At 32.5% G+C, this 17,226-nt stretch carries 18 protein-coding genes and 1 other annotated feature; of the genes, 8 read left to right on the top strand and 10 right to left on the bottom strand.

The features are described 5' to 3' along the window. Positions 1 to 735 precede the first annotated feature (735 nt). Positions 736 to 1,692, top strand: a complete 957-nt coding sequence (bioB, locus tag N4T77_RS01110) for a biotin synthase BioB (protein ID WP_261669866.1) — start codon at positions 736 to 738, stop codon at positions 1,690 to 1,692. Between the two features lie 89 nt (positions 1,693 to 1,781). Here bioB and arsB read toward each other — a convergent pair whose 3' ends face one another. The 5 genes from arsB to lysS form a co-directional block, all read right to left on the bottom strand. Further along, a complete protein-coding gene (gene arsB, locus N4T77_RS01105; RefSeq protein ID WP_261669865.1) occupies positions 1,782 to 2,843 on the bottom strand; it encodes an ACR3 family arsenite efflux transporter in 1,062 nt (353 codons plus the stop codon). An 80-nt stretch (positions 2,844 to 2,923) separates the two neighbouring features. After that, entirely contained in the window at positions 2,924 to 4,669 is a 1,746-nt protein-coding gene (gene arsA, locus N4T77_RS01100) for an arsenical pump-driving ATPase (RefSeq protein WP_261669864.1), read from the bottom strand. 18 nt (positions 4,670 to 4,687) lie between these two features. After that, the gene (gene arsD, locus N4T77_RS01095) at positions 4,688 to 5,086 is read right to left on the bottom strand and encodes an arsenite efflux transporter metallochaperone ArsD (protein ID WP_261669863.1); all 399 of its coding nucleotides are present in this window, start codon (positions 5,084 to 5,086) and stop codon (positions 4,688 to 4,690) included. 100 nt (positions 5,087 to 5,186) lie between these two features. Beyond that, positions 5,187 to 5,510 carry a metalloregulator ArsR/SmtB family transcription factor gene (locus tag N4T77_RS01090; protein WP_261669862.1) on the bottom strand — a complete coding sequence of 108 codons (324 nt, stop codon included), beginning with the start codon at positions 5,508 to 5,510 and terminating at the stop codon, positions 5,187 to 5,189. A gap of 230 nt (positions 5,511 to 5,740) precedes the next feature. Continuing rightward, positions 5,741 to 7,261 (bottom strand): lysine--tRNA ligase, encoded by a 1,521-nt coding sequence (gene lysS / locus N4T77_RS01085; protein WP_261669861.1) that lies wholly within the window; start codon positions 7,259 to 7,261, stop codon positions 5,741 to 5,743. Between the two features lie 85 nt (positions 7,262 to 7,346). Then, positions 7,347 to 7,600: a binding site (T-box leader), on the bottom strand. Between the two features lie 329 nt (positions 7,601 to 7,929). Between lysS and N4T77_RS01080 the strand changes: the two genes are divergently transcribed. The 6 genes from N4T77_RS01080 (at position 7,930) to N4T77_RS01055 (ending at position 12,677) form a co-directional block, all read left to right on the top strand. After that, a complete protein-coding gene (locus N4T77_RS01080; protein WP_261669860.1) occupies positions 7,930 to 8,916 on the top strand; it encodes an alpha/beta fold hydrolase in 987 nt (328 codons plus the stop codon). Positions 8,917 to 9,288: 372 nt separating this feature from the next. Beyond that, a complete protein-coding gene (locus N4T77_RS01075) occupies positions 9,289 to 10,038 on the top strand; it encodes an N-acetyltransferase (RefSeq protein WP_261669859.1) in 750 nt (249 codons plus the stop codon). Positions 10,039 to 10,427: 389 nt separating this feature from the next. Then, positions 10,428 to 10,679: a hypothetical protein gene (locus tag N4T77_RS01070; protein ID WP_261669858.1), complete on the top strand. Its 252-nt coding sequence runs from the start codon at positions 10,428 to 10,430 to the stop codon at positions 10,677 to 10,679. Positions 10,680 to 10,739: 60 nt separating this feature from the next. Next, positions 10,740 to 11,027 carry a transposase gene (locus tag N4T77_RS01065; protein ID WP_261669857.1) on the top strand — a complete coding sequence of 96 codons (288 nt, stop codon included), beginning with the start codon at positions 10,740 to 10,742 and terminating at the stop codon, positions 11,025 to 11,027. Continuing rightward, complete coding sequence (locus tag N4T77_RS01060; protein WP_315903152.1) at positions 10,979 to 11,875, top strand: IS3 family transposase; 897 nt, start codon at positions 10,979 to 10,981, stop codon at positions 11,873 to 11,875. Before N4T77_RS01065 ends, N4T77_RS01060 begins: the two co-directional genes overlap by 49 nt. A gap of 223 nt (positions 11,876 to 12,098) precedes the next feature. Further along, entirely contained in the window at positions 12,099 to 12,677 is a 579-nt protein-coding gene (locus N4T77_RS01055) for a hypothetical protein (protein ID WP_261669856.1), read from the top strand. Between the two features lie 207 nt (positions 12,678 to 12,884). On the opposite strand, the gene N4T77_RS01050 is transcribed toward N4T77_RS01055, so the two are convergent. Next, complete coding sequence (locus N4T77_RS01050) at positions 12,885 to 13,805, bottom strand: carbon-nitrogen hydrolase family protein (RefSeq protein ID WP_261669855.1); 921 nt, start codon at positions 13,803 to 13,805, stop codon at positions 12,885 to 12,887. A gap of 315 nt (positions 13,806 to 14,120) precedes the next feature. Between N4T77_RS01050 and N4T77_RS01045 the strand changes: the two genes are divergently transcribed. Then, complete coding sequence (locus tag N4T77_RS01045) at positions 14,121 to 14,654, top strand: MaoC family dehydratase (RefSeq protein ID WP_261669854.1); 534 nt, start codon at positions 14,121 to 14,123, stop codon at positions 14,652 to 14,654. 155 nt (positions 14,655 to 14,809) lie between these two features. On the opposite strand, the gene N4T77_RS01040 is transcribed toward N4T77_RS01045, so the two are convergent. The 4 genes from N4T77_RS01040 to N4T77_RS01025 all read right to left on the bottom strand — a co-directional run bounded on the left by N4T77_RS01040 (position 14,810) and on the right by N4T77_RS01025 (position 17,075). After that, positions 14,810 to 15,220: an arsenate reductase ArsC gene (locus N4T77_RS01040; protein WP_261669853.1), complete on the bottom strand. Its 411-nt coding sequence runs from the start codon at positions 15,218 to 15,220 to the stop codon at positions 14,810 to 14,812. Between the two features lie 78 nt (positions 15,221 to 15,298). Further along, positions 15,299 to 15,793 carry an arsinothricin resistance N-acetyltransferase ArsN1 family A gene (locus N4T77_RS01035; protein ID WP_261669852.1) on the bottom strand — a complete coding sequence of 165 codons (495 nt, stop codon included), beginning with the start codon at positions 15,791 to 15,793 and terminating at the stop codon, positions 15,299 to 15,301. Between the two features lie 9 nt (positions 15,794 to 15,802). Beyond that, positions 15,803 to 16,618, bottom strand: a complete 816-nt coding sequence (arsM, locus tag N4T77_RS01030; RefSeq protein WP_261669851.1) for an arsenite methyltransferase — start codon at positions 16,616 to 16,618, stop codon at positions 15,803 to 15,805. A gap of 16 nt (positions 16,619 to 16,634) precedes the next feature. Further along, positions 16,635 to 17,075, bottom strand: coding sequence for a MarR family winged helix-turn-helix transcriptional regulator (locus N4T77_RS01025; protein ID WP_261669850.1), 441 nt, complete (start codon positions 17,073 to 17,075; stop codon positions 16,635 to 16,637). Positions 17,076 to 17,226: the final 151 nt, after the last annotated feature.

Genomic DNA, 17,226 nt, shown 5'->3' with positions numbered 1-17,226 from the left:
CTCCTTTGTTTTAAATATTTGGATTTAATTAACATATAAATATCTTTTTATATCTCCGCAATTGAAAATTAGGAATAAAATCTAGCCAAACTCCAAATACATCTGGATAATATGAACATCTATCCATGAAGTGGAAACTTGAATCAGATGGAGTTTCAATTTCATCTGATTCTCAGTTGAACGAATCCAGGGACGTAGCCGCTCAGAACGTAATCTTAGAGAAAAGTAGAGAGCCAAAATCTTTGATTTTGTGTGAATCACTTTCACACCCTGCGAGGGAGTATTAGAGCGGGCAGTCATCGGATAAATTTTATATATTATACCATTTTACCACATTTTTGTACATATAACCTGCCGTTGTAGATTGTGTCGAGTTCTAGTGTATAATCTTATTTTTTAAATTTATCCATTATAAACTTAGTAAAACTTCTTTGGTGAAAAAACATTATTGTTAACCACATTCAAATTGTAGGTTGACAATTCTTTTCTACTCATATATACTTCAATATATCCTAATAATTCATACTAAACAGAGTTCTTGGCATCAGAGGGAGTTTTAACTCCCTCTGATGCTTAGAAATCGTTATCCAGGGACGTAGCTGCTCTTTACTCCCACTTGGAGAAGTGGGAGTATTAGAGCGGGTAGTCATCGGATAAATATGGGACATCCATGCAGCTTCAGTTAATACTAAGATGTTTTACTTATATTTAAATATTTATATGGGGGATTTTAATATGAAAGACTTAGCAAAAGAAATTATTCATGGCAGAGTTTTAAAAAGAGGAGAAGATTTCAGTTTTTTTTTAACTGCAGATTCTAATGAACTATTTCAAGGTGCTAATATGATTCGTCAGGAATTATGCGGCAATAAGGTTGACCTTTGTACTATCATTAATGGACGCAGCGGCCGCTGTAGTGAAAACTGTAAATTCTGTGCACAATCTTCTCATCATCATACTAGAATTAAAGAATATGATTTTTTAGATACAGAGATAATTTTAGAGGATTGCAAAAGAAACGAAGCAAAGGGCGTGCACCGATACTCTATTGTCACCGCTGGCAGAACCTTAATAGGTAAAGATTTTGATAAAGCTATAGAGACATATAAAAAAATTCATGAAGAATGCAGTGTCAATCTCTGTGCTTCTCACGGTCTTTTAACAGAGGGGCAGTTTATTCATTTAAAAGAGGCTGGCGTGTCAATGTATCATGCCAATATAGAAACCTCCAGACGGAACTTTCCTAATGTCTGTACTACTCATACATATGAAGATAAAATTCATCAACTTAAACTGGCAAAAAAGGCAGGTCTTAAAGTTTGTTCTGGCGGTATCATTGGTATGGAAGAAACTTGGGATGACCGTATTGATATGGCTATAAGCCTGTCCGAATTACAAGTAGAGTCTATTCCTATCAATGCACTTATGCCTATTAAAGGGACATACTATGAAGATTTAGAACCTCTTTCTCAGGAGGATATTTTAAGAACAGTTGCTATATTTCGTTATATTAATCCAACTGCATATATTCGTATGGCAGCAGGTAGAAACTATTTTGAAGAAGGTGGTGCAAAGATATTCTTATGTGGTGCTAATGCTACAATCACTGGAGATATGCTAACCACTGTAGGCAATAATACTATACAGGATAAAGAAATGTTAACTAGTTTAGGTTTTGATATCTCAAAATAATATCTAGTTATTGATAATTTTCATATGAGGCTAATTTATTTCAAACCTAGTTAATTTTAAAAAGCCAGATTACTCTGGCTTTTTTAAAATTAATTCTCTACGGTTTTCTTGTAGTTAAAATATTTCCTGCCCCATCTCAAGGCTACATTAACAAGTGCTATCATTACAGGCACTTCAATAAGCGGGCCTATAACCGCAGTAAATGCCTCCTTTGACTCAATTCCAAACACTGCAACAGCTACAGCTATGGCAAGCTCAAAGTTATTGCTAGCTGCAGTGAAGGCAAGAGTTACAGTTCTATGATAGTCTATTCCTGACTTATGACTTATAAAGAAAGAAACAGAGAACATTATTATAAAGTATATAACTAAAGGTATTGCTATTTTTACAACATCCATTGGAAGTTCAATTATATACTTGCCTTTAAACATGAACATAATAACAATAGTGAATAATAAAGCAATTAGTGCTAGTGGACTAATCTTAGGTATAAACTTTTTAGTATACCATTCTGTTCCCATCTTAGGTTCTAACAATAATCTTGTAAGCATACCGCCAACAAATGGTATTCCTAAGTAAATAGCTACTGATGATGCTACCTCTCCCATAGAAATATGCACAGCCATACCTTCTAGCCCTATGAGCTTTGGAAGTACTGTTATAAATAAATATGCAAATACTGAGAAAAACACAACTTGGAATATGGAGTTAAAGGCAACAAGGGCTGCTGCATACTCGTTGTCTCCATCAGCAAGACTATTCCATACAATTACCATAGCAATACATCTTGCTAGTCCAATAAGTATAAGTCCTACCATAAAGTGAGGGGTGTTTCTCAAAAATATCACTGCAAGAGTAAACATCAATACCGGTCCTATTACCCAATTTTGTATTAGAGATAAAACTAAAACTCTAGGATTTCTAAATACCTTTCCTATTTCCTTGTAATTTACCTTGGCAAGTGGTGGATACATCATCACAATAAGACCTATAGCAATTGGAATAGATGTAGTACCTACAGATAACCTTGATAATGCTTCTGATAAACTAGGTACTGCCCATCCTAAAAATACTCCTAATCCCATGGCAATAAAAATCCATAATGTGAGATAACGGTCAAGCCATGATAACCTTGAAGATTGACTACTCATAATACTCCCCCTGAATACTTAATTTTAATAAAAGTTCACTGAAAAGCTTTTTTAAGTAAACTTTACAGTGAATTTATTATTTAATTGATAAGATCTAATAATCTTTCCCCTTTTACTTCTTCTGCTTTCCATTCAATAACTGCAAAATTTCCTTTAGAAATTTCATCTACCTTATTAATCCATTGAATTTCGTTGCTAGCTTTAGCTTTTAATATTTCATTAGTTGTGTTAGCAGCATACATACTAGAATTGATTACCCACCATTTACTATGGATACCAGCTCTCTTTAAATCTTCCTGTAATCTCATTGCTTCATAAACTGGTGTTGTTTCTGCAAGAGTTACAATGACAGCATCTGTATGCTCTTTTTTTCTTAGTTTAGGCAGCAAATTCCTAACTGATTCTGGTATATCTCCTTGAGAACGCTGTATCTCCCTGTTATAGCTTTGGGTTGAATCTAAAAGTAATAGAGTATGACCTGTAGGTGCAGTATCTATAACAACTACTTCATTCTCCGATCTCTCTACTATCTCTGCAAAAGCTCTAAATACGGCAATTTCTTGGGTACAGGGTGATCTTAAATCTTCTTCTATATAAGCTAAATCTTCTTCTCCCATTGTCTCCCTTGCTTTACTTAGTACTTCTTCCTGATATTTTGCTAATTCTTCTTTTTCATCAATATGACTTAGAGTAATACCAAAGTTTTCATCTAACACAAATTTTAAATGAGCTGCTGGATCAGTAGTTGTCAGATGAACTTTTTTGCCCTTTCTTGCTAGACCTAATGCAATAGTGGCAGCTATAGTAGTTTTTCCTACTCCACCTTTGCCCATAGTGAAAATGACTTTCTTATTGCTATTATATAAATCCTCAATTACTGTCTCTAATTTAGGTATTTTACTTACATTTAGTTTTTTACTACTATGCTTTACATTGTCTTCCTTTAAAAAAGCTCTTAAATTTTCAAGACCAGTTATATTATAAGGTCTTAGTGGTATTTCAAAGATTTCCATATTCTTTAAATACTGAGGCATTTCTTTAAGTGCCTTCTGTTGTTTTTCATATAAAGCAGTTGATAGCTCATCATTATGATTTTGTAATACACCATTAATGACAAGAATTTGATTATTTACTCCGATGTCCTGCAGTTCCTTAGAGGCTCTCTCTGCTTCTTTAAGAGGGGAATCCTCTGGTCTAGAAACTAAAATAAGGGTTGTCATATTCTTGTCTGCCAAAGTCTTCACAGCATTTTTATAAACTTCTTTTTTACTCTCAAGGCCCGCTAATTGTCCAAGACAGGATGCGCCATGAGTATTCTCACTAATGAAATTACTCCAAGCAGAAGGCAATTGTAACATCCTTAAGGTATGACCTGTTGGTGCTGTATCAAAAATTATATAATCAAAGTCTTTTTGAACCTTATCATCTGTTATAAAGTTAGAAAACTCATTAAAAGCAGCTATTTCAACGGTACAGGACCCTGAAAGCTGTTCCTCCATATTTTTAATAGCTGCCTCTGGAAGCTTCCCTCTAAAAGGTCCCACTACGCTTTCTCTATATTCACTAGCTGCTTCTTCTGGATTAAAATTTGCAACTACAAGATTTGGTACATCTTTTATTTGAACTCCTTTATTATTCAGTTCTGTATTAAAGACATCTTGCAAATTTGAAGCTGGATCTGTGCTTACTAACATTATTCTTTTCCCCTGATCTGCTAAGGTGATAGCAGTAGCACAGGCCGTTGAAGTTTTACCAACTCCACCTTTTCCAGTAAAGAATAAATATTTAGTTAACTGTATCTCATTAAGATTAAATTTTTTATTCAAAAGTATTTCCCCTCTCTTTTAGCAGCAACCACCTTTGCAGCCACAGTCCTTAGATTTTCCTTTATTTAAGTCAATTATCTTACCTATCTTGGCTTCAGCCTTAAGATAACTTTCTGGAATATCTAACATAGTACAAAACTCTTCATTAGTTGGATATGCTTTAGTTTTAACAACTTCGCCATCAACAAGGACTACTGGCAGTATATCTACACCTTCCGTATTAAGCAATTCATTGATAACCTTGTTGTCTACAAAGGCTTGAGGACTGCTAGTTAGATTGAATCTTTCAACGATAACCCCTTTGCTTTTTAGGTTATTTAACACAGTAGACACTCTTAATAATTCTGGATCAACGCTAGGACCGCAAACTCCTGTTGGACAACACATTGCTGGATCAAAAATAATCATTTTTTTCATAATACCCATCTCCTTAATACATCTGGTGCATATCTCTATCCACCGATTGATTATACTTATTTTATATAGAAACTACATGTAATCCATGTAGTCCTTGATTTTATTTACAGTTACAATTTGGTTTGCTTTTACAAATGCAATCATCTGTATCTGTTACAAGATTCATAAGAAATAACATTAATTTATTACAGTTAGAAGTATTTAGGGAGTAGTAACTCCACTGCCCTTCCTTTCTGGTGTTAACTATACCGCACTCTGCCAGCACCTTCATATGATGTGAAAGAGTAGGCTGTGTGAAGTCAAAATGATCTAGAATGTCACAAGCACATCTCTCCCCACAGGATAAAATATCAATTATCTTTAATCTATTAGCATCTGCAAGAGCTTTAATAATTTTCGCATTTTCATCATAGTTTAAGGCCACTTAATCACCTCCATATAGATAATCATCTATATATAATATATACCATTATCAATATAACGTCAATGTAATTCAGATTTATTCATACAAAAATAGTATCAATATATATCACCCTCTATATGAGCTATTTTATGTATGAAATTATGAGAGGTTACTATATAACTAAAATAAAAGGACTCATATCAACACTTTTTATAGCGGATATGAATCCTTTTTCTTATATGTATATATTATTATCTTTTAATTAGAGGAAATGCTATAACATCTTTTATGCTATAAGAGCCAGTAAGGAACATTATCATTCTATCAATACCTATTCCTAATCCTCCAGTAGGTGGCATTGCAGTATCGATAGCAACAGCGAATTCTTCATCCATTGGACTAGCTGTTTCAAGTCCCGCTCTTAGTTTTGACGCTTGTTCATACAAAAGAATTCTTTGCTTCAATGGGTCATTGAGTTCTGAATAAGCGTTCCCAAGTTCAACACCATAAGCATAAGGTTCAAATCTTTCAATTAAATCTGGGTTATCCCTATGACTTTTACAAAGTGGAGAAGATTCCTTTGGAAAATCTATAACAAAAGTTGGTTGAATTAGCTTCTTTTCAGAATACTCTTCAAATAAATTAACTATTAGTTCGCCCTTAGAGCATTCATCAATAACTAATCCTTCACTTTGGCTTTCTACTAAGAGCTCATTATCCTTAATGTACTTAATAATTTCTTCCCTGGTAAGCGTATTAACATCAATTCCTGTATCCTTTTTTACAAGGTCACACATCTTTTCTCTCTTCCATGGAGCTTTAAAATCAATTTCTACATCTCCATACTGAATCTTTGTTGTGCCGTTAACCTTAGCGAATACATATTCATACATATTTTCCATAAGTTCCATCATATCATTATAATCAGCATAAGACATATAACATTCAAATAAGCTGAATTCTGGGTAATGTGTTCTGTCAATTCCTTCATTTCTAAAAGCTCTTGCAAAGGTATAAACTCTTTCGATTCCTCCAACTATAAGTCTTTTCAAATATAATTCTGGAGAAACATTCATATATACATCACAATCTAATGCGTTAACAAAGGTTGTAAATGGCTTCGCTTCTCCTCCACCGTATTTGGTATCTAGGACAGGGGTATCTGCTTCGATAAAATTTAAATTATTTAAGTATTCCCTAATTGCTGTTATTGCTCTTGAACGCTTGATAAATCTTTCTTTAACATCCGTATTCATTATCATATCTAATGAACGATGTCTTTGCCTTAAGTCAGCATCTTGAATACCGTGATATTTTTCTGGAAGTGTTCTAATAGATTTTGATAGTACTTCAAATTTTCTTGCTTTAATGGTAATCTCACCTGTTTGAGTCTTAAATACAGTTCCTTCAATTCCAATAATATCTCCAATATCAATTAATTTTAAGATTTTATAACTTTCAGCGCCTATTAGGTTCTTACTTAAGAATATTTGTATACTTCCTTTTTCATCTATAATATTAGCAAATGTAGCGTTTCCCATCCTTCTTATCAGCATGATTCTTCCTGCCAATATGAATTCTTGTTCTTCTTTTATATTCTCAAAGTTATCATAAACGTCCTTAGTATGGGTTATGTCTTTGTAACTATAAGGATATGGGTTAATTCCCAATTCATAAAGCTTATTTAATTTTTTAATTCTTTCCACTACAAATTCATTTGAATCTGGCATTATATTTTCTAAGTTTTCTACACTTTCAAATTTCCTGTACATTTTAGCTATACCACCTTTAATTATTTATTTACCATTTAATAAATTTTTGGACAAATAAAAAAACCTTCACCTCCAAGATCTTAATCTTGAGGACGAAAGTTATATCTTCGTGGTACCACCTCAGTTTATCCATATGTCACCATATAGACCTTTTCAAGTACGTAGTTAACTATATACTCTATAACTTATAACGGGTTATACCGTCACAGCCTACCCCTGAAACCAAGCTCGGTGTGCAACTCTGAGACCTTTTTCAATAAAAAATCCTTGCTCATTCTCACCTTGCAGAGCTCTCTGTAAATTCATATATTTATCTACTTTTCTCTTCATAGTCTTTACAAGATTATACCATAAAAAATTTACATATGTCCATACTTCAAATTGCTACTATTTGTGCGAATAAATAGTAGTAATCATATGGTAAGAGTAATTCACATTCTTCTTATAATGCGGCGTAACTATTGAAATTAAAAATACGAATAATGTTTTTTGAGAATTGAATACTATTATGCTAAAAGATGGAACTGTTTCAACCTCATTGGAAACACGGCTGTATTTTACATACAAATTATGATATAATTTCCACTATAAAAGTCAAAGTAATGAGATATTGCGTAATACTTATAATATCAACTTATGAATAGTTATATTTTAGGGGGAGTTTATAAATGAATTTAGAAACAAAAAAAGATAAAAGAAAAATCAAACTAATAGGTGTAAAACGATTTAGAAAGTACGTATTTAGGGCTTTAATTTGCACAGTTATTATTTTATTAATTGGTTTTTCATACGAAAAAATTGGTGAATATACTGATGTTAACCACTACCCTCCAGTGGGAAAAATGGTTGATGTAAATAATCATAAAATAAATGTTTACAGCAAAGGAGAAGGAAAGATTACTGTGGTTTTTGGCTCAGGACTTAATACTCCAAGTGCATATTCAGATTTTTATCCTATTTATAATGAAATATTAAAATATGCTAAAATCGTTACATATGATAGGCCGGGACATGGCTGGAGTGAAGTTACAGATGAGCCAAGAGACATAGATACAATTGTAAAGGAAATGCACACCGCCCTTGAAAAGTCAGGACAAAAACCGCCGTATATACTAGTTGGTCACTCATACGCATCATTACAGGCAATAAGATTCGCACAGACATATAAAAACGAAGTATCTGGGGTGATGCTGATAGATGGTGTTAATCCAGAGTATTATGCAAAAAATGGTTCAGAAATTTCAAGTGGAACCGTAGCTAAATATAAATTCCTAAAGTCTGTGGGCATAGCAAGGTTGATACTAAACCATACTGATTTATATTCAAAAAATTTTAAATCTCTACCTGATGACCTAGAACAATTATATTTTGGAATGTTTCTAAAGACAATGTTTAACAAAAATATTGTAGAAGAAGGAAAAATGGGAAAAGCTAGTGCAAAGCTTATAATAGCTAATGGTCATTTAGGTAATCTACCACTGAGAATATTATCTGCTCCAAGTGACACAGAATGGAATGACAGTCAGGTTGCATTGAAAGAGTGGTCAAAGGATAGCGAACAAATAGTTGTTAATGGAGCAAGACACGCTATACATCAGTCTAATCCAGAGGTTGTAAGTGAACAAATTAAAAAATTATTAGAAAATAATAAATAGAAGATGTTTGATTATTGCAACCGACAATTTGGCAGCAGGTTTTTAGTTTTAATACTTTACAATTCTTTAAAAACTCCCTGGAGTAACTTGATTCGGACTTTTCTAATTTTGCCTAACTATCGTAGGGCTAGGATAGTTAGGGATTATGAAAAAAATGCGAATTAAATAGATTAATTAAAACGTTCTTTAAAAACTGAATATTGCGATGAGTAGAAATTCCTCTCAAATGTAATTTTGCTAAAACGTTGTGGTAATGCATTCCATATATGTTATAATTATTCTATAATCAAAGCATAATTGTATTACCATTCAAGTTAGTCATTTTTCAAACTGACAGATAAATAGGAATTTATAAGAGAGGAAAATTTAAATATGTGTACTGATTTTGTAAACTTAACAACAGAAAACCTTGTTAATGAGCATTTATGCTGTATTATACGCAGTAAAAAGCCACATCAAGGTATTGACGCAAAGCGACAATGGCTCTCAGAGCGACTAAATGAAGGCCATGTCTTTAGAAAGTTAAATGCAAGAGCTACGGTTTTTATTGAATATGCTCCTCTTGAAACTGCTTGGGTTCCCATAATTGGTGACAACTATTATTATGTGTATTGCTTATGGGTTTCTGGTAGTCACAAAGGAAAAGGGTATGGGAAATTGCTGATGGAGTATTGTTTGGCTGATGCCAAAGAAAAGGGTAAATCCGGCATTTGTATGCTCGGAGCAAAGAAACAAAAATCTTGGCTTTCAGACCAATCATTTGCGAAGAAGTTCGGCTTTGAGGTTGTTGATAATACCAATAATGGTTATGAATTGCTTGCACTTTCTTTTGACGGAACAATGCCAAAGTTCGCACAAAATGTTAAGAATCAAGAAATTGAAAGCAAAAAACTAACAATTTATTATGATATGCAATGCCCCTATGTTTATCAAAACATTGAGATGATAAAGCAGTATTGTGAAATGAAGGACGTTCCTGTATCTTTAATTCAAGTGGATACGCTACAAAAAGCAAAGGAATTGCCTTGTGTTTTCAATAACTGGTGTGTGTTTTATAAAGGGAATTTTGAGACAGTGAATTTGTTAGATATCGCCTATTTAAAGAGAATACTTAAAAAATGAAAATACAATTTTGGCTTTTCACGTTGATTATTAGGACTATCTATTAAAAAGAAGTACCCTATGAATGTAAAAATGTAAAGGCGAAAATATAGTTACAATAGGAGAGTATTATAGGTATAAGGCTCGTTAAATTTCAGTATTACGAGTATATTTAGGTGAACAATTTTCTTATTTAACCAACAATTAATAAAATTCAATAGTTTTCTAGGACACCGCATTATTCAGAGATGGATTTTGAGGTATTCTTTTAGTTCGCAATTCAAAGATTTTACTTATTAATCATAAAACTACGATAGCTGTATATTGGTAATTTAAAGCGACTTATGAAAGATGAAAAATAGTTCAATAAATAGGAATTTGTTTATATTAGAACTTGAAGGAGAAATGATTTGAATAAAGTACAGAAAACTGCTTATGAATTAATACAAGCAGACGCAAGGTTTTTATATACATTAACTTACATTTCAAAAAATGCTCAAAATATTAGTAGCAATTATATTTGTATGAGCCTACCTTATATCGGACTTTTTGCAGAAGGTACAGAGCAGTGGTGCAAAAAAGTTGGATTAAATGCCCCTCGATTTAATCCAACTGAGAAAGTATTTTATACGCAATTAAGACAGGGTGACGTGATATACTAAAGTTGTAACACTGGTTTCGCAGAATCTAGTATAATAAGATTTAAGAAAGTGGTGTTATAAATGGCAAATAAAAAATATAGTAAAGAATTTAAGGAAAAGATAGCTAAACTAATCCTAGAAGATGGAAGAACTCTATCAAGTGTCTCAAAAGAATATAATATAGCTAAATCAACCATTAATGGATGGATAAAAGTTTTTGAGAAAGATTGTATCGAATGTAAAGACATGATATCTCCCAGTGTACATGAAGAGCTTAAGAGATTAAAGAAACTTACTGCTGAGCTTGAAAAGGAGAATGCATTTCTAAAAAAGGCGGCAGCCTTCTTCGCCAAGGAAATAGACAGTTAGTATATAAATTCATTGATTTAAATCAGGCTAAATTTGGTGTGAGATGGCTTCTTAGACGCTTTGGAATATCTCCTAATGCTTATTATAACTACTTAAAGCAAAGGCGAAAGCCCCTCTATGCAAGGAAGCATTTAGTGCAGAATCAAATCAAAGAAATCTTCCATAGTGAAAGTGGGAAGATGGGATACAGAATGATAAAACTCCAGTTAGAGAAACAAAAAACTAACTTGAGTCTATTAACTGTACACAAATATATGAAAGAACTAAATCTTAAATCTGTTGCCTTTAGAAAGAAGCCTAATTATGTAAAGGGGACTCCTCATAAGGTCTTTGAAAACTTATTGAATAGAGACTTTACAGCATCTCAAAAAAATCTAAAGTGGTGCACTGATTTTACTTATATTCGTTCTTCTTCTGGTAAGATGTTATATAACTGCTGCATATTAGATTTACATGATAGAAGCATTATGGCAAGTAAAATATCTACAAATATAACTTCAGATTTAGCTATAGAAACTCTTAAGGAAGCAATTACTACGCATAAGCCCTCCTCAGAATTAATCCTACATAGTGACCAAGGCTCTCAATATACCTCTAAAGCTTTCACAGACTTTTGCAGTACTAATAATGTTAAGCAATCTATGAGTAAAGCAGGGTGTCCTTATGACAATGCTCCTATGGAGTCTTTTTATGGAAAACTTAAGAATGAACATTTAAATCACTACACTATTAAAAATAGTTCTCATCTAACCGAATTGATTAATGACTATGTGTTTAGATATTATCATCATAAAAGACCACATAGCTCATTAGGTGGGCTTACGCCCTTTGAAAAGAGGTATTTGTAAAATTAATCGAACTAAGTGTTACAATTTTGCTTGACCATGTCAGGGACACAAGTTTTTTGAAAAAAGTTATGAAGATTATGCTACTCTGCTTTTTGAAAAGTTTACAGAAAGCGAAAATTACTTTTATAGCATACGTAGATTACGTGAAAAGATATTTGGATATTACAATTTAGGTACTGATTTGTGTAATGGTAAGTTTTGTGGTAATACAATTTTGTGTTCAATGTATACTCCTATAAACCTATTAGGGAATGAGGGCGTGGGGGCATGGATAGGAGATATGAGCATAGTTGCTGGAAAGTTAGCAGCTTCTGTGGGTTGCAAGGAGTTTCCGATATATAGATATAATGATAATCTCATTGTTCAATACAAAGATTATCATTTTTATAAAAATTCACCACTGAAGATGAGTGACGATTTTGGCTTTCTGCTTTTCTCTATACTTTGCAGTATTAATTATGCAATAGAGTTTATTGAAAATTATTTTATAGATGAGATTCCTCAAAAATTTAAATTTGCATATTTACAGTATTACTATCTTTGTGATTTCATTAAAGAGGTGAACACTCAAGAGAATACTGATTTTTATATAGATGACTATTTATGTGATAGAAATTTCCGTAACTGCCTCGCTCATTATGGTTTGGGGCAGTACATAAGTGAGAATGAAATCATTTCAGACGATATACTAAAAGGATTAACAAATAAAGCCTTTGGAAAAGACTATCTAACTACAAAAGTGGAGCTCTTTGAAATTCTACGAAGTTTAACTAGGCAAATAAGACAAATAATTTTGAAATAATATGCAAGAATATCTGTTATTAGTCTATAGTTTAAATGTTATAATCAAATTCCAATTTGTAGAGTTGAGTTAACATGATTTTGAGTTCAGTTCTGTCGGATTCTTATATGGTCTAATAATTGTAAATTTACGATATATAAATAATTAAGCGGCCATATACCAATAGAACTTGGTACCTTAGCCGCTTAAATTTATATTAAAAACAATTTATTTATTTTCATTTATTTCAAACTTTAAAATTTCTGGTCGATTGTAGTGACCAACTGGATCCCAATCAAATTTGGACTGTATAATTTGATTTAAGTCTATTTCAGCTGTTAAAATACCTGCTTCATCAAATAATGGACCTGCTACATATTCTCCATAAGGATCGATTATACAGCTGCCTCCCCTGCACATAACCTCAGGCTGATTTTCAAGATCCTTATAATATTTTAAATCAGTTGGATACATAGATTTTTCAACATATTGATTACTCATGATTACAAAGCATCTTCCTTCAAAGGCAATATGTCTTAGTGTAGCTTGATATACGTCTCTTTGGTCAGCAGTTGGTACTATATAGAGATTTACTCCCTTCATATACATAGCCATTCTTGCAAGAGGCATATAATTTTCCCAGCATATTAATGAACCCATTTTTCCATAAGGAGTATCTACTACAGTAATTGTTGATCCATCATCTTCGCCCCATATAACTCTTTCAGCGGCTGTTGGTTTTAATTTTCTATGTCTTCCTAAATACCCTTCAGGACCAAAAAATAGATTACAACAATGTAATGAACCATCAAGTCCATAGCCATTTTTCTCAGTAACTCCTATTGATAAATAGATACCTAATTCCTTAGAAAGCTCTGCAAGCCTGTCCACCTCTGGACCAGGTACTGCCACTGAGTTATCATAATATCTTTGATAGTCTTCTCTTGCTTCCATGGTTCTGCTTCCTATTAGCATACCGAAAGTAAGTCCTCTTGGATAACATGGTATAAAGCTCTCAGGAAAGACTATGAGTTTTGATCCATTTGCAGCTGCTTCTCTTGTGAGTTTTATAGTCTTCTCCATAGTTTTTTCCAAGTCAAATATCACTGGCGAATCTTGAATAACAGAAATTTTTAATCTTTTTCCCATTTTCTCATATCCTTTCAATGTTCCTACTATTTTTTATTATCTGTATTTTCATTATATTATAGCACAATTGCATCATTAATAAATTAAATTTCAATTTTAAAAAATAGTATTTAAAAAAGGAAAACAAATTTTCAAGGGAGAAAGTCTGCTCTCATTGTAGACATGATGAAGTGTCCAAAATTTGAAACTAGAGAGGCAATTTATATATAGTAATGTTAAGTATTGGAATTATAATTGATATTCTGTATAATTAAATAAGAACACAATTGTAATTTTTGTGATATATTATAACAGTTATATAGGAGAATAATAAGAATGATAGATTTATTTAGGGCATTTACAACAAAGGAAGATTTTTTTTATGATGGTGCATTTATTGCTAAAATAAAATATCAGCGGTTTCAACCCCAGTCAGATAAGGAAACTTATAAAAGTGAAATTGTAAAAAGTAATAGGAGGCTTTGTGTAATCAACTGTAGTGGATACGCTAATAATAAAATTGCAGAAACACTAACGGTTTATTTAATGATGAATGTAACGGTTAAAGAGCCTGTTGAACCAGAGATTGTTGAAGATACTGGTACTTTATGGCGTAATTTTTCAAAAGAAGAAATTGCAGATTTTAGTCATCTAACAGGAGATACAAATTCCATTCATCTTATAGAAAATCCAGTTGTACAAGGAATGTTTATTCTAAAAGAACTTTGTGACACAACTCAAACTAATGAAATAGAAGTAAAATATATTCATCCTGTTTATGGATGTAACCCAGTTTATATAAAACATGAAGGAAATATTCTAAAAGGATTTAGTAATGGGATATTATGCTTCCAAGCAACTTTATCTTAAAGTCTTTTTACAAAAGTGTAAGTTAAGGGAAGGTTTAAATTACTTCCTTTAAAAAATTTAATATTATCAACACTATTCTTAAACACAGCTAAAAATTAAAAAACAAAAAAGCCTATGGAAATATTATTAAATATCTCCTAGGCTTTTGTTCAATTCTATAAATTAATTTCATTATTTTTAATTCTTCTTGCTAAATCTTTTACTTTCTCTTCAATAGCCTTTGCTGTTTTAATAAATTCTTCATCATTTTTTCCAGATGGATCTTCTAGCCCCCAATCTTCCTCATGCTTTGAAGGAAGGAATGGACAAACTACATTGCAGCCCATTTTTACAACTATATCTACCTCTGGTATATCATCAAGTAACTTAGACCTTTGTGTTTCATTCATATCCACCTTATATAAATCCTTTATTATTCTTACTGCATCCTGATTTATTTGAGGTCTTAACTCTGTTCCTGCTGAATAAGCTTCAAAAACATCAGAAGCTAATAGCTTTCCAAGCGCCTCTGCCATTTGAGATCTGCAAGAATTATGAACACATATAAATGCTACCTTTGGTTTCATAAAAAATCATCCTCCGTAAAATACTTATCTTATCTTAGATTGATTGTAAAAACAATTTTTATTTCTCCTCTATTATACCTATAAAAGTTTCTCCATGATAGTGATATTAACAAACTTTCCATCAAGTATTCCTTGATTTATATAAGTGCCGACTTCTCTAAAGCCAGTAGACTTATATAATCTTTTACCTATTTCATTAGATTCAAAGGTACTTAAGATTAACTTATGAAAATCCTGTTCCTTAGCTATTTCAATTAAATAATTTAATATCTTCTTTCCTAATCCCTTTCCTCTCATAGTTCTTTCTACATAGACTGAAATGTCGCCAACTCCGCTGTAGCAGCATCTTGAATTAAAAACATTTATAGAGGCCCATCCCCTAACTATACCTTGGCTATCTTCAATTACTACAACCTTATACCTCTCACCTCTTGTAGTAAACCACTCCTTCATTTCGTCTATATCCCTTATCCTAGTTTCTAAGGTGGCAATCCTATCTTCAATGCCTTCGTTATAGATATTAGTTATAAATAATATATCTTCAATTTTTGCTTTTCTTGTAATATAATTCATCTTCATCACCTACTTATACGCCTTAACATGTGCTCCTGCATAAGCACCGTCAAGTAATTCAGCATCAATTTGGCTATATAAATCTCCTAAACCCTTTTGTTTTGCTATTTCCTCAATAATTTCCTTTGTGTATAAATTCACTGGAGTAATTTCCACCTCTTTAAATCCAACCCTTTTCAGTATATCCTCATAAACCTTTAAATCTAAGGCTCCAGCAATGCACCCTACCCACATTTCAGCACTACGCTTGATATCTTCAGGAACTTTCTTTAATTGAACTATATCTGCTATGGCAAGTCTGCCTCCAGCTTTTAGAACTCTATAAGCTTCTCTTAAAGCATTCTCTTTGTCTTCACATAGATTAATCACACAATTTGAAGTTATAACATCTATAGTTTTATTGTTAAGAGGAATATCTTCTATATATCCTTTGATAAATTCCACATTGGTAACGCCTATCTTTTCTTTATTTCTATTTGCTAAATCAAGCATTTCATCGGTCATGTCAAGACCATAAACCTTACCTTCTTCGCCTACATACTTTGATGATATAAACACATCAATTCCGCCGCCGCTTCCTAAATCAAGTACTGTCTCCCCTTTCTTAAACTGTGCTAGAACTACTGGATTGGCACAGCCTAAAGAAGCATTTACAGCATCTTCTGGCAAACCTTCTAAATACTCTTTTGTATAAATGTTTGAGTTGTTGTCAATATTTCCACAGCAGGCAGTTCCACATCCACAGGAACTTTGAGACTTAGTACTAACTTGTTTTGCTATACCTCCATAATAAGCTTTAACTTTACTTTTAATATTTTTTTCCATAATCCTTCCCCCTTAATTAACAACATTTATCTTCTTTTGCTGCATCTATAAGCAATTGTAGGCTCTCAAGTACCTGTTCTCTTTTTTCTTCTGGTATTGATGAAAAAATACTTTTGTAATACTGCTCCATACTACTCTCAATGCTTTTAAACACCTTTAGGCCTTCTTCCGTTAACTTAATTGTTACATACCTTCTATCTTCAGGATGAAGCTCTCTAACCACTAAATCTGATTGCACTAGGTTATTTATAGTTCTGCTCATAGTGCTCTTATCCAGAGAAAGTAATTCCGCAAGCTCATTTAACGATATTTCAGCTGCCCTGCCTATCTCTACAATGGCATGACACTGGGCTACTGTTGTTCCACAGCATGTGGCCTCACTTTTTTCCAGTATTCCAAGATTTCTAACAAGAATTCTAATAAGTTCTCTTAAATAATGACTTTCCTTAGTATTCACTTTATCACCTCATATTAATTGTAATACAAAACAGTTGTATGTTGCAACAGTTTTTGTGTAAATATTTCCACATATCCTTATGTTATTCATCAAATATAGACTAAAATTAAATACCACCGACACAGCAGTGAGGAAAAATATATTTTCCTCC

Origin of the sequence: Clostridium sp. CX1 (assembly GCF_025398335.1) — a bacterium.
Classification (GTDB): Bacteria; Bacillota; Clostridia; order Clostridiales; family Clostridiaceae; genus Clostridium_AM; species Clostridium_AM tanneri.
The sequence above is the reverse complement of the archived record's forward strand: the minus strand, read 5'-3'. Positions and strand labels throughout refer to the sequence as shown.

Bases quoted from the DNA above. Each gene is read 5' to 3' on its own strand.
- bioB (WP_261669866.1), top strand. From the start codon at position 736: ATGAAAGACTTAGCAAAAGAAATTATTCATGGCAGAGTTTTAAAAAGA.
- arsB (WP_261669865.1), bottom strand. From the start codon at position 2,843: ATGAGTAGTCAATCTTCAAGGTTATCATGGCTTGACCGTTATCTCACA.
- arsD (WP_261669863.1), bottom strand. From the start codon at position 5,086: ATGAAAAAAATGATTATTTTTGATCCAGCAATGTGTTGTCCAACAGGA.
- lysS (WP_261669861.1), bottom strand. From the start codon at position 7,261: ATGTACAGGAAATTTGAAAGTGTAGAAAACTTAGAAAATATAATGCCA.
- N4T77_RS01080 (WP_261669860.1), top strand. From the start codon at position 7,930: ATGAATTTAGAAACAAAAAAAGATAAAAGAAAAATCAAACTAATAGGT.
- N4T77_RS01075 (WP_261669859.1), top strand. From the start codon at position 9,289: ATGTGTACTGATTTTGTAAACTTAACAACAGAAAACCTTGTTAATGAG.
- N4T77_RS01065 (WP_261669857.1), top strand. From the start codon at position 10,740: ATGGCAAATAAAAAATATAGTAAAGAATTTAAGGAAAAGATAGCTAAA.
- N4T77_RS01055 (WP_261669856.1), top strand. From the start codon at position 12,099: ATGTATACTCCTATAAACCTATTAGGGAATGAGGGCGTGGGGGCATGG.
- N4T77_RS01050 (WP_261669855.1), bottom strand. From the start codon at position 13,805: ATGGGAAAAAGATTAAAAATTTCTGTTATTCAAGATTCGCCAGTGATA.
- N4T77_RS01045 (WP_261669854.1), top strand. From the start codon at position 14,121: ATGATAGATTTATTTAGGGCATTTACAACAAAGGAAGATTTTTTTTAT.
- N4T77_RS01040 (WP_261669853.1), bottom strand. From the start codon at position 15,220: ATGAAACCAAAGGTAGCATTTATATGTGTTCATAATTCTTGCAGATCT.
- N4T77_RS01035 (WP_261669852.1), bottom strand. From the start codon at position 15,793: ATGAATTATATTACAAGAAAAGCAAAAATTGAAGATATATTATTTATA.
- arsM (WP_261669851.1), bottom strand. From the start codon at position 16,618: ATGGAAAAAAATATTAAAAGTAAAGTTAAAGCTTATTATGGAGGTATA.